This is a genomic window from Klebsiella sp. PK01, assembly GCF_057624675.1.
Map to the genome: position 1 here is coordinate 619,059 of NZ_JBYEZM010000001.1, position 13,303 is coordinate 632,361.

Below are 13,303 nucleotides of genomic sequence, written 5' to 3' on the forward strand. Positions count from 1 at the left end.
TTTTTTAACTTAAAAAAGCAGTTTATTTATTTCACTGGCGGTTATTGTGAAAATAGCGGCAAAAAAAGCAGGATTATTCAGGCGATAAGAAATATAGCGCCGGTTTATTTAGTTATTTAACAAACCGGCGCGGCGAGGAAATTAATTGACGTTACATGGCGTTTTCTCTTGCGCTTCACCCAGGGCGATACGCAGATGGTTGTTGTTTTCGCTGAGCAGATCCCGCGCCTGCCAGGCATCAAGCCCCGTCATCAGCATCAGAATCGCCGTCCGACAATGCTGATTGCAACTGGCCAACGCGGCTTTGGCTTGCGCGCGCGTACACTCTGTGGCGGCCATCACCATGGCGATTTGCCGCTCCTCCCAACGCGGGCTGGTTGCCTGGAGGTCTACGCGCAGGTTGCCGTACACCTTGCCGCTGCGTACCGCCAGGCCGGTAGTTAACAGGGTGAGGATCTGCCGCTGCGCCAGTTGCGCTTTCGGGTTGCCATAACCGGCTACCGCCTCCGGCCCGGTCTGCGGCGCAATAATAATATCCGCCAGCTGCGCAGCCTCGCTGTCGCTCAGCTGCGTCAGTAGCGCAATCGGCGCTCCCAGCGACCAGGCGTGACGCATGGCTCCCCACACCCACGGTGTTTTGCCGCTGACGGAAAGGGCCAGCAGCATATCGTTGGCGCTGAAGGCATGTAGCTGCAAATCGCGCACGCCCGCGTCATAATCGTTAGCCGCCATCTCGGCCGCCTGCAGCGAGCTCTCTTCGCCGCCGGCGATAATCGCCACCAGTGAGTGATTGGCTTCAGGGGAATAGTCATTAACCGTTTGCAACGCCGCCTGCCCGGATGCCCCGGCGCCAATGATCACCAGCCGTCCTCCCCGGCTCAGGGTCGCCGCGGCGTTATCCACCAGCCGGGTAATCTGCGGCAGGCAGGCATCGATGGCGACGGCTATCTGTTTGTTATCCTGCTGCAGCAGGGTCAGCATATCGAGGGTGGCGAGCGTATCGATATGGCGCGTTTGCGGGTGGCGTCGTTCCAGCATTGATGCGGTTGGCTTACTGCTCATAAAACCTCCATTTAAAACCGAACTCACTGCGGCTACATCAATAGCAATGACATATCCATTCATTCATCACGGCTATTTGATTGATGCGGCCAGTGTAAAGCCTTCATCCACGGTTTTACCGCCACGGGGGTCACAGTTTGTTCACTCGACACCTAATCGCGGCGCGATTGCGCGTTATCCGAGCATGAGGGCTACGCATGTCAGGCAGCGGATACCCGGTAAGCCGGTTTTACTGTTATTACACGGCTTTATGAAAGCCGCCCTATCGGCGATAATGATCGTTCAACGAATTGACCGGGGTTGTCATGAAGGAAGCCGAGCTACAGCCGCCCGCCCGTAAGCGCGCCCGCAGCCTGAAATTAAGTACCGCTGTCACGCTGATGATTGGCAGCGTTATCGGCGCGGTGCTACTGCTGGTCTACGCGCTATGGTTTATGCAGATCAGCAACGCCACCCGCGACGGCTTAAAAGAGACGGCGCTGGCGGTGGCGCGCACCATGGCCGATATGCCGCAGGTGAAGCGCGGCCTCAGCGAGCCGCCGCAGAGCAATATTATTCAGCCGCTGGCGCAGGCCATTACCCGACGTAACGATCTGCTTTACGCGATTGTGACCGACATGCGCGGTATCCGCTATTCGCATCCGGATAGCGCCATCATCGGTAAACCGTTTATCGGCGAAGATATCCGCCCGACGCTCGCCGGGCGCGAAAACGTGGCGATTAACCACGGCGTACTGGCGCCGGCGCTGCGCGTGTTCACCCCGGTATTCAATGAACAGCATCAACAGATAGGCGTGGTGGTGGTGGGGATTTCGCTGAGTAAAGTCGACGAACAGATCGCCAATAGCCGCTGGGACGTCCTGCTGACCATTCTGTTCAGCGCGCTGGTCTGCGCAATCGGCACCTGGAGCCTGGTGCGCGGCTTGAAGCGTATTTTGCTGGGGCTGGAGCCGCAGGATATCTCTACCCAGTTCCAACAGCGTCAGGCGATGCTGCACTCGCTCAAAGAAGGCGTGATTGCCGTGGATAGCAGCGGCCAGGTCACGCTGATTAACCCGGCCGCCCGCGGCATGTTACTTAGCGGGCCGGATAAAAGCATCGATCGCACCCCGCTGCTGGCGGACCTGCAGGAAGTTCTGCGCAGCGGCGAGCCCATCTATGACCGCGCGCTCGGCTGTAATGGCTTGTTGCTGATTAGCAATACCGTCCCGGTGCGCAGCCAGAACGCCATCGTCGGCGCCATCAGCACCTTCCGCGATAAAACCGAGATGAGTCAACTGGTGCAACGGCTGGATGGCATGATGAGCTACGTCGATGCCCTGCGCACCACTTCGCACGAATTTATGAACAAGCTGCACGTGATCCTCGGCCTGCTGAATATGAAAAGCTATGACAAGCTGGAAGAATATGTACTGCAAACCGCCCATGCCTATCAGGCCGACATCGGCGAAATTCAGCACCGGATAAAATCGCCGGTGGTCGCCGGCTTCCTGATTGGTAAAATCCAGCGCGCCAAAGAGCGAGGCTTCACCTTGAACCTCGCCGAAGAAAGCCTGGTGCCGGATTGCCCGAATGAAAAACAGGTCACCGTGCTGGTAACGGTATTAGGTAATCTCATTGAAAATGCGCTGGATGCGATGAGCGGCCAGGCGGAAGGCGAAGTGAGCCTGCTATTGCACTATCAGGATGGCTGGCTAAGCGGTGAAGTCAGCGACGACGGCCCGGGGATCCCGGCGGCCAATATCGACGCCATTTTTAATAAGGGCTTCTCCACCAAAGGCGAGAATCGCGGCGTCGGCCTGTTTCTCGCCAACCAGCAGCTCCACGAACTCGGCGGCACGCTAGCCGTTGAGTCCGAGCCTGGCGTATTTACCCAATTTTTTGTTCACCTGCCCTGGGATAGTAAAAGGAAAAAAGCGTGATAAATGTATTGATTGTTGACGACGATGCGATGGTTGCCGAGCTGAACCGCCTGTACGTGGCGCGCATCCCCGGTTTCAGCTGCTGCGGCACCGCGTCGACGCTCGGCAAAGCCCAGGAGATGATTAACGACCCGCAGATGGCGATCGATTTAGTACTGCTGGACGTTTATATGCAGCAGGATAGCGGCCTGGATCTGCTGCCGACCATTCGCGCCAGCGGCCGCGCCATCGACGTGATTATGATAACCTCCGCCGCCGATGCCGCCACCGTTCAAACCGCCATGCACTACGGCGTGGTGGATTATCTGATTAAACCTTTCCAGTTCCCGCGCTTTGAAGAGGCGCTGACCGCATGGCGCGAAAAGCGCAAACTGATGACCGGCCAGCCCTATTACGAGCAGGCGGATGTCGATCGTCTACTGCACGGCGGCGCGCCGGAAGCGGCTGACGCGCGTAAGCTACCGAAAGGCTTAACGGCGCAAACCCTACGCACACTGTGCCAGTGGATTGACAGCCACCCTGATGTGGAATTTTCTACCGATGAGCTGGCGGCGGCGGTGAATATCTCGCGCGTCTCCTGCCGCAAATATCTGATCTGGCTCGCGCAGATCAATATTCTCTACACCACCATCCATTACGGCGCGACCGGCCGACCGGTGTATCGCTACCGGCTGGTCGCCGAGCAGTACGGCCTGCTCAAGCAGTACAGTCAGTAATCTGGTAGCCGCTGTCGCGCAGCTGAAAGCGGATGCGCTGCGGTGACGATAGAATCACGTTGCGGTTTTTGGTGACAAAGATCGCTTCAATGTCGTCCCGCTGGCGCAGCGCCGCGCAGCCCTTCTCCACGCCAAGGCCATACAGCAGCGTAGTCCAGATATCGCCGTCCAGTGAATCCGCGGAAATGACCGTGACGCTGTCGAGTTCGTTATCCAATGGATAGCCGCTGCGCGGATCGAGGATATGGTGCCAGCGTTTGCCATCCTGCTCGAAATAGCGTTCATAGGTGCCTGAAGTGACAACCGACTGCCCGCTAACGGCAATCGAGCCGATAAGTTCCTGCGCCGCGGCAAAGGGTTTTTTCAGCCCAATCGCCCATTCCCCTAACGTATGTACATTGCCGCCGAGATTAATCAGCGCCTGTTCGATCCCCTGCTGGCCCAGGTAATCGCGTACCCGGTCGGCGATATATCCTTTGGCGATTGCGCCAAGGTCAATTTCCATTCCAGCCTGCGCCAGCCACACGCTCTGCTTTTCGTCATCAAGAATGACATCCTGCGGGCGGGTTAACGGCAGCCGCGCCGCAATATCCGCCGCCGACGGCACGCTATGCCCCTGAAAGCCAATGCGCCACAGTTTAACCAGCGGGCCAATAGCCAGATTAAAGGCGCTGTCGCGCACCATACTGGCGGCTTTAGCGCACTTAATCAGCTGGTACACCGGACGGCTAACGGTAACGGGATGACGCCCGGCGGCATGGTTGATATTCATTACCTGCGACTGCGCGCGGTTAACGGTGAGCAGATCTTCGTAGCGTTTAATTAACTGAAATACGCGGGAGGCCAGTGCCTCATCGTGGGAATAGAGTTTGAGCAAGATGGGCGAGCCCATCAACACGGCGGAGTAGCTATAGACGCGGTTATCGGACATCGGGCTCTCCTTAGAAGGGATAAGCCGGGCGGCTAAGCCAGCCCGGCATCAGCAATTACCTATTATCCTCTGGCACGTTTCGCCGCCTGATGGCCCGCGAGGGTACCGAAGATGATGATATCCGCGACCGCGTTACCGCCGATGCGGTTACCGCCATGGATACCGCCAACCACTTCACCCGCGGCGTAGGCGCCGCGAATCGGCTGCTGTGCCACATTCAGCACTTCGCCATCGGTATTAATGGTCACGCCGCCCATAGTGTGGTGTACCCCTGGGGCAATACGAATGGCGTGGAACGGGCCTTCGTTAATCGGCGCGCGCAGCGCGGTTGTGCGGCCAAACGCTTCATCGTGCTGTTTTTCCACCGCGCCGTTGTAGCATTCCAGGGTAGCGAGGAACGCATGGTAATCCATCCCCAGTTTCTCCGCCAGTTCACGCGGCGAGCTGGCGCTGGTGACGAAGCCTTTGGCGATATACTCGTCGGCGGCTTTGTTTTTCGCCCGCACATGCTCGTCGAAGACGATGTAAGCATAGTGTTCCGGCAGCGCGATAATCGCCGCAGACACTTTATCGCGGGTCTCCATCTCGTTGAAGAAGCGGTTCCCCTGCTGGTTAACGAGAATAGCGCCGCCGCCGCGAATCGATTCGGAAATCAGGTACGAGGTCTGCTGCTCAACGGTCGGGTGAATTTGAATTTCGCCCATGTCCACGGTGCCGGCGCCAATACGTTCCAGCAGCGCGATACCGCTACCGGTCGCCCCTTTATGGTTGGTGGTCACGAAGCCTTCGAGGTCAGGACGATATTTCACCACCATCGCGCTGTTGGCGCTGAAGCCGCCGGTCGCCACGATAATACTTTTGGTCTGCACTTCGATGATCTCTTGTTCATCGTTGATAAGACGCACGCCGCTCACTTCGTCGTCGCGCATCAGGATCTCTTCTACCGAGGTATCCAGCAGCACATCGATACCGCGTTTGGTGATATTACGCACCAGACCGCTAATCAGGTAGCCGCCAACCGCCGATCCGTCGCGCGGACGGTGGGTACGGTCGATACTCATCCCGCCGGTGGTGGTGATATCGTTAAGCATAATCCCACGGTCCGCCAGCCATTCAATGGCTTGCGGCGCGTTTTCAACGAAACGGCGCAGCAGCTGCGGGTTGTTTTTGTTGTGGCCGCCCTTCAGGGTTTCCTGATAGAACAACTCTTTACTGTCCTGAATACCTTTGACGCGCTGGAAGCGGGTTTCCGCGGCGTTCATCCCGGCGGAAGCTTTGATGGTATTGCCGCCAATAGTCGGCATTTTTTCGACGATCAGCACGCTGGCGCCTTCGTCGTGGGCCTGAATCGCCGCAGCCAGACCGGCGCCGCCGCTCCCCACCACCACAACGTCATAGCTTTTCGGCGCGGTATCGTTGCCGCCCTCTTCCGCGGCCAGCGCTTTGCTGGATTTCAGCATCGCTTTGGACACCGCTTTTTTCACCGCTTCGCTCTGGCTGGTCGCGCCGGAGATAGCATCGACGTGCGGCGTGTTGGCGGTCAGAATACGTTCGCGGATCTCTTCGAAGCTGGTGGTAAATTCAACGCTCTGTACTGGGCTTGCGGCCAGCTCGATATCCGCAATGCGATCGTTTTCGAGGCTGACGTTAATGACCAGTTCGTTGGCATCGTCCTGAACGGTTTCGACAAACATCCCCGGTTTAAATTTCGCGTCGCCCATGCTCATGTCGCGGATCATCGCTTCGACCAGCGAGAAACGCCACAGCGGTTCCGGAATATGCAGCGCCTCGCGCTGGGTGCTGTCGATAAAGAGTTCCAGCTCTTCGCCGGCGGCGATACGTGAAGCCCAGTCCGGATAGGCGATGCAGGCGCGGCCGACGGCCATCAGGTCATAACCGTGATCGAGGCCCTGTTCGGCGTCGGCTGCGTTAACCACTCCGCCGACACCCATCACCGGCACCTGCGCCAGCGTTTCAGAACGCATGGCGCAGTATTTTTCAATCAGCGGCGTCGGATCGCTGGTATCAACGATAGACGGGCGCAGCGTCGCGCCAACCGAGAAATGCAGATAATCGACGCCGCGGGCGGCCAGTTTTTCCAGCAGATACATGGTGTCGTCGAAGCGGATCCCCGGGACTTCCATCTCTTCCGGCGAGAAGCGATAGCCGATAATAAAGGCATCGTCAGCGTACTGACGGGCCATTTTATGCGTGATGTCCAGTACCGCCAGCGGGAATCTGGCGCGGTTGTCGCGGCTGCCGCCCCACTCATCGTCACGCTGGTTAGAGTTCGGCGAATAGAACTGCTGGATAAGATAGGTGTTGGCGCCGTGGATTTCGACGCCGTCGAAACCGGCAAGAATCGCGCGACGCACGCCGTCGCCAAATTTGGCGATCATGCCTTCGACTTCTTCACCACTGAGGGCGCGCGGCATAGCGGCGCCGTCGCGCGGCGCGGCAATAGCGCTTGGCGCCACCGGCTGGCGACCGCCAATCAACTGTGGGTCAACCATGCGGCCGCCGTGGTAAATCTGCAGAATCGCTTTTGAGCCTTCCGCTTTAATCGCTTCGGCGATTTTTGCCAGCCCGGCGATTTTTTCATCGTTATCGATGCCGATAGCGCCCGGGAAGGCCAGACCATAATCATCAATAAAGCAGCATTCAACGATGATAGTCCCGATGCTGCCGGCGCGGGCGCGATAGTATTCAACGAGCTCGCTGGTGACGGTACCATCGAAATAACCGGTGCAGGTGGTCATTGGCGCCATTAGCAAACGGTTTTTCAGTTCAGTCCCATTCGGTAAAGTAAATGGCTGCAGAATTCGTTCGTTACTGGTCATATTAATACTCCAGATTTTAAATATTGAAATTCAGAATTGGGTGACGGAAATTTTATTGATTGTTTATTTTCATTCCTGTTGTCATGCCAATAATATAGCGTGTTTTTTAGTTACTAAATTAATTACGTTAGTTAAAAAACTATTTAATACCTGCAATAACAGCAATACCTCCATTGTATTATTAAATTTATATATCGCATTTACATAATACAAATGAATGATAACATTTCAGTCACTTTTGTTAACGCTAGAAAAACGCGCAAAAACAAAAATAAAACACTAAATTTCAATAAGTTAAATAATTAATTGCTTTAGCCATTTATTATTTTTTAAGCGTTCCCTTAACAATTGACGTTTCTTGCGGATAATAACCACATCATCATATGTGGTTATTGCCAAACGAAAAAAAAGATCCAGATCACCTGTTTTTTTTGATCTCGATCAATTGCAATGCAACGTGAAAGCGCAATATATAAATACCCAATGAATTTAATTTAACGCCGCGAAAAACGCGTTAAATAACCGTTTAAGCAATAAGCAATCTCGACCATTAATAATTAAAGAAACTTTCGCAACTAAAAAAATCGAGTGTTGTAAGCGAAGACGGAACCGTATTTTCAACTACTAGCAGATACTCATTATGAAAGAGAAAAAGACAACCATACCGCCTGCCGGTGCCGCGTCTAACGCGGCGTATAAACGTCTGATCATGATGGCGTTGCCCATTATCGTCGCCGTACTGCTGCTGTTCGTCCCGGTGCCTGACGGCTTACCGCCTTTCGCCTGGCACTATTTTGCTATCTTCGTTGGCGTCATCGTCGGCCTTATCTTCGAACCGCTGCCGGGCGCCGTTATCGGTATCACCGGGGTGGTGGTGATTGCTTTATGTAGCCAGTGGCTACTGTTCAGCCCGGAACAGATGGCGGCGCCAAGCTTTAAGCTGGCCGGCGCGTCATTTAAATGGGCGGTGAGCGGCTTTGGCAACTCTACCGTGTGGCTTATCTTCGGCGCGTTCATGTTCGCCGCCGGCTATGACAAAACCCAGTTCGGCCGCCGTCTGGCGCTGATTCTGGTAAAATATCTTGGCCGCCGCAGCCTGACGCTGGGCTACGCCATTACCTTCGCTGACCTGCTGCTGGCGCCGTTTACCCCGTCCAACACCGCACGTAGCGGCGGGACCATCTACCCGATTATCGCTAACCTGCCGCCGCTGTACGGTTCTAAACCTAACGATCCGAGCGCACGCCGTATTGGCTCTTATCTGATGTGGGTAGCCATTACTGCCGCCTGTATCACTAGTTCCATGTTCCTGTCGGCGCTGGCGCCGAACCTGCTGGCGCTGGCGCTGGTAAAAAGCATCGTTGGTATCAACATCTCCTGGGGTACCTGGTTTATCGCCTTCCTGCCGCTCGGTATCCTGCTGATCCTGGCCATGCCGCTGCTGGCGTACTGGTTCTATCCGCCAGAAGTTAAAATCAATAACGAAGTGCCGCTGTGGGCCGCTCGTGAACTGGAGAAACTGGGCAAACTGTCGCGCAATGAAATCCTGCTGCTGGTGTTCGTCTGCTTCGCGCTGATGATGTGGATCTTCGCCGCCGACTGGATTGAACCGGCGCTGGCTGCCCTGCTGGTTATCGTGCTGATGCTGTGGACCGGCGTGCTGTCCTGGAGCGATATCACCAACAACAAAGCGGCGTGGAATACCTTTGTCTGGTTCGCCACGCTGGTCGCGCTGGCTGACGGTCTCTCCTCCACTGGTTTCATCGCCTGGTTGGGTAAAGAAGGCGGCGCGCTGATGAGCGGTATTTCTCCGGGGGTTGCGACCATCGTCCTGCTGCTGGCGTTCTATCTGCTGCACTACCTGTTCGCCAGTACCACCGCGCACACTACCGCGCTGCTGCCGGCCATGCTGACCATCGCTTCGACTATCCCGGGAATGAATATGGAAGTCTTCGTCCTGCTGATGGTGACCTCGCTGGGCGTGATGGGCATCATCACCCCGTACGGTACCGGTCCGAGCCCGATTTACTACGGCAGCGGCTATCTGCCGACCAAAGACTACTGGCGCCTCGGCACCATCTTCGGCGCCATCTTCCTGGCCGCCCTGCTGCTGATTGGCTATCCGTGGATGTCCATGATGTTCTGATTCATAACCGCCGGGTCTTCCCCCGGCGGTTTTTATCTTTATGGAGTATGTGAATATGTCGACGAAACCCTTTGTTTATCAAGACCCGTTCCCGATGGCGCATGACGATACCGAATACTATTTGCTCAGCAAAGAGCACGTCTCCGTCGCCAAATTCGCTGGCCAGGAAGTATTGCAGGTTGAACCGCAGGCGTTAACCCTGCTGGCGCAGCAGGCCTTCCACGATGCCGCTTTTATGCTGCGCGTTTCGCATCAGCAGCAGGTCGCGGCCATTTTGCTCGACCCGCAGGCCAGCGAAAACGACAAATACGTCGCGCTGCAGTTCCTGCGTAATTCCGAAATCGCCGCCAAAGGTGTGCTGCCCACCTGCCAGGATACCGGCACCGCCATCATCATGGGTAAAAAAGGCCAGCGCGTTTGGACCGGCGGCGGCGATGAAGCCGCGCTGGCGCAGGGCGTCTATAACACCTATACCGAAGACAACCTGCGTTACTCGCAGAATGCGCCGCTGGATATGTATAAAGAGGTCAACACCGGCACCAACCTGCCGGCGCAGATCGATCTCTACAGCGTCGACGGCGACGAATATAAATTCCTGTGCATGGCGAAAGGCGGCGGTTCCGCCAACAAAACCTATCTGTACCAGGAAACCAAAGCGTTAATCACCCCGGCGAAGCTGAAAAACTACCTCGTCGAGAAGATGCGTACCCTCGGTACCGCGGCCTGCCCGCCCTACCACATCGCCTTTGTGATTGGCGGCACCTCAGCGGAAGCGACGCTGAAGACCGTTAAGCTGGCTTCCGCCCGCTACTATGACGACCTGCCGACCGCAGGCAACGAACACGGTCAGGCGTTCCGCGATGTGCAGCTGGAGCAAGAGCTACTGCTGGAAGCGCAAAATCTCGGTCTCGGCGCGCAGTTTGGCGGGAAATATTTTGCCCACGATATCCGCGTTATCCGTCTGCCGCGCCACGGCGCGTCGTGCCCGATCGGCATGGGCGTCTCCTGCTCCGCCGACCGCAATATCAAAGCTAAAATCAACCGCGACGGCATCTGGATTGAAAAACTGGAAAGCAATCCGGGGAAATACATTCCTGAACACCTGCGCCAGCAAGGCGAAGGCAATGTGGTTAGCATCAACCTGAACCAGCCGATGAGCGAGATCCTGGCACAGCTGTCGGCGCACCCGGTCTCCACGCGTCTGAGCCTTAACGGCACCATTATCGTGGCCCGCGACATTGCCCACGCGAAACTGAAAGAGCTTATCGATAACGGCGAAGCGCTGCCGCAGTACGTGAAAGATCACCCGATCTACTACGCCGGTCCGGCCAAAACGCCGGCCGGTTTCGCCTCCGGCTCCCTCGGCCCGACCACCGCGGGACGTATGGATTCCTACGTCGATCTGCTGCAATCGCACGGCGCCAGCATGGTGATGCTGGCCAAAGGCAACCGCAGCCAGCAGGTGACCGACGCCTGCCATAAACACGGCGGCTTCTACCTCGGTAGTATTGGCGGCCCGGCGGCAGTCCTTGCCCAACAGAGCATTAAGAGCCTCGAGTGCGTGGCTTATCCGGAGCTGGGAATGGAAGCTATCTGGAAAATCGAAGTCGAAGATTTCCCGGCCTTTATTCTCGTTGATGATAAAGGTAACGATTTCTTCCAACAGATCCAAAATCAGCAGTGCGCCGGTTGTAAACAACACGGCTAATTCCCTCCACGCCCGGCGGCTCATCGTCGGGCGTATTCTCCCCCTTTACTCTTGAATTCACCCGACGCTGAACTATGCTCAATCCAGCAGCCGTTCAGAGTTTGACCAGCTGAAAAATAACAATAATTCCCCCTTTTCCGGTGTCGCATATGAACAGGATCCAGGCGTTATTAACGGCGTGTTTTCTGCTATGGCTGGCCTTCCCGCTTTCGGCGGCAGAACCGCGTCAGCAGCCCACCGCTCGCGAGCAGGCGCGAACCGTCGCTATTTTCCATCAACCGATCGTCATGCTGCAGGCCACCTTCGGCCAGACCACGCCGGAAGAGCGGGTTCTGCGCATCCGCAATACGCTACGTGCCTTTACCGAGGCCGATATCAGCCAGCCGCTACAGGTGGTGCCTGTCACCCGCTACAACCAGCCGGGGCGGCTGTTCCTGATGAATGGCAAACCCATCATGTTACTCAGCCAGGCGGACCTCGATGAAGGCGACGATCTGACCCTCGATCAGGCGGCGCAGCGCGTTCTTGCCCGTATGGAAGCGCAGCGGACGTCGCTGCGCGAACAGTACAATACCCGCTATCTGCTGCTGGCGGCGCTAAAATCCGCCGCCGGCGCGTTGCTCCTCGCCCTGGCCTGCTATCTCGCTTTCCGTTCGTGGCGGCGAGTGAGGCGCTTTTTCCATCTGCGGATCCTCGAAAAGCGCAGCCTGATCCCACATAGCTGGCGGCGTTTTCTCGGCAACATTGAAAGCCGATTATACGCGCTGCTGGTCATACTGCTTGGGGTACTGGCGGGTTATGTCTGGCTGAGTTGGGTATTCAGCCTGTTTCCGTGGACCCGGGTATGGGGAGAGTCGCTCGGTGAGTGGTCGGTAGGGGTGATTCGCGATATTTCGCTGTCCATCGTGTCGGCGCTGCCGGGATTGATGATCGTACTGCTTATCTTTCTGATTACGTGGTTTATCATCCGCCTGCTGAAGGTGGTTTTGGATCAGGTCGCCGCCGGGCGTCTGCAGATCCCCGGTCTGCATCCGGAAACCGTCGGCGCCACGCGAAAGCTTATCGCCGTGGTTATCTGGCTTTTTGCGCTCTCCGCCGCCTATCCTTTCCTGCCTGGCGCAAACTCTCTGGCTTTCAAGGGGATTAGCGTGTTCTTCGGTCTGATGTTGACGCTGGGCTCAGCGGGGGTGATGAATCACGCCAAGAGCGGCCTGGTGCTGATTTATACCCGCGCGCTGCACAAAGGCGACTGGATCCGCATCGCCGATAACGAAGGCCAGGTCAGCGAGATCGGCATGCTGGCGACCAAAATCCTGACCCGCGAAAACTATATTGTCACCCTGCCGAACGCGGTGGTGGTCAGCGGTAAAATCACCAATCTCAGCGCCAGCGACCCGCAACAGGGAATCAACCTCACCACCGGTGTGACCATTGGTTACGACACGCCGTGGCGGCAGGTACAGGCGATGCTGGAACTGGCGGCCCACCGCGCCCAGGGAGTGGATCATCAGGTGCCGCCGGTGGTTCGCAAACTGGGATTGCTCGACTGGTATACGTCGTATGAACTGCAGGTGCGGCTGTTACCCGAAACGACACTGCCGGAGGGGCGCAACGCGCTGCACAGCAGCATTATCGATGTATTTAACGAATTTGGCGTGCAGATTATGTCGCCCAATTTTGTCATGCAACCGAAAGGCGCGGTGGTGGTCGCCAAAGAGGATTGGTATACCGCCCCGGCGGTCGCGCCGCAGGAGCGCGACAGGTAACGTCGTCCCACGCCGACGCAGTTTCATCAGGTAATGCCGGATGGCGCTGCGCTTATCCGGCCTACGGTCCGTGCAGCCTGCCTTTAATTTATTCCCCATGCTGGCTGCAACTGCCGGTGTTGGTGGCCTCAAAATCGCTGAGACGTTCCCGGAAGGCCGGGGCAGCCCGCATGGATGCGGGCTGAGGGCCGTGTTTTGCAAGGACGCTGCCT

The 13,303-nt window shown here is 56.7% G+C and carries 8 protein-coding genes; 5 read left to right on the forward strand and 3 right to left on the reverse strand.

Features of this window, described 5'->3' with window-relative positions; genetic code table 11:
• Nucleotides 1-141: 141 nt before the first annotated feature.
• Nucleotides 142-1,062: an N-acetylmuramic acid 6-phosphate etherase gene (locus AC22LX_RS03005; protein ID WP_045392343.1), complete on the reverse strand. Its 921-nt coding sequence runs from the start codon at nucleotides 1,060-1,062 to the stop codon at nucleotides 142-144.
• A 305-nt stretch (nucleotides 1,063-1,367) separates the two neighbouring features.
• Between AC22LX_RS03005 and AC22LX_RS03010 the strand changes: the two genes are divergently transcribed.
• Together AC22LX_RS03010 and dcuR are read left to right on the forward strand one after the other, a co-directional pair.
• The gene (locus tag AC22LX_RS03010) at nucleotides 1,368-2,984 is read left to right on the forward strand and encodes a sensor histidine kinase (protein WP_045392345.1); all 1,617 of its coding nucleotides are present in this window, start codon (nucleotides 1,368-1,370) and stop codon (nucleotides 2,982-2,984) included.
• A complete protein-coding gene (gene dcuR, locus AC22LX_RS03015; protein ID WP_047042881.1) occupies nucleotides 2,981-3,700 on the forward strand; it encodes a two-component system response regulator DcuR in 720 nt (239 codons plus the stop codon). The genes AC22LX_RS03010 and dcuR overlap by 4 nt, the downstream gene beginning before the upstream one ends.
• Here dcuR and AC22LX_RS03020 read toward each other — a convergent pair.
• Nucleotides 3,681-4,631, reverse strand: coding sequence for an FAD:protein FMN transferase (locus AC22LX_RS03020; RefSeq protein ID WP_047077725.1), 951 nt, complete (start codon nucleotides 4,629-4,631; stop codon nucleotides 3,681-3,683). The two genes, dcuR and AC22LX_RS03020, sit on opposite strands and share 20 nt — an antisense overlap.
• A 62-nt stretch (nucleotides 4,632-4,693) precedes the next feature.
• Nucleotides 4,694-7,471: a flavocytochrome c gene (locus AC22LX_RS03025; RefSeq protein WP_063447893.1), complete on the reverse strand. Its 2,778-nt coding sequence runs from the start codon at nucleotides 7,469-7,471 to the stop codon at nucleotides 4,694-4,696.
• 640 nt (nucleotides 7,472-8,111) lie between these two features.
• On the opposite strand from AC22LX_RS03025, the gene AC22LX_RS03030 reads away from it, so the two are divergent.
• The 3 genes from AC22LX_RS03030 to AC22LX_RS03040 all read left to right on the forward strand — a co-directional run bounded on the left by AC22LX_RS03030 (nucleotide 8,112) and on the right by AC22LX_RS03040 (nucleotide 13,091).
• Entirely contained in the window at nucleotides 8,112-9,617 is a 1,506-nt protein-coding gene (locus AC22LX_RS03030; protein WP_032707943.1) for an anion permease, read from the forward strand.
• A gap of 55 nt (nucleotides 9,618-9,672) precedes the next feature.
• Nucleotides 9,673-11,325, forward strand: coding sequence for a class I fumarate hydratase FumA (gene fumA / locus AC22LX_RS03035; protein ID WP_487333740.1), 1,653 nt, complete (start codon nucleotides 9,673-9,675; stop codon nucleotides 11,323-11,325).
• Between the two features lie 149 nt (nucleotides 11,326-11,474).
• Nucleotides 11,475-13,091 (forward strand): mechanosensitive ion channel family protein, encoded by a 1,617-nt coding sequence (locus tag AC22LX_RS03040; protein WP_487333741.1) that lies wholly within the window; start codon nucleotides 11,475-11,477, stop codon nucleotides 13,089-13,091.
• The last annotated feature ends 212 nt before the right edge of the window (nucleotides 13,092-13,303 follow it).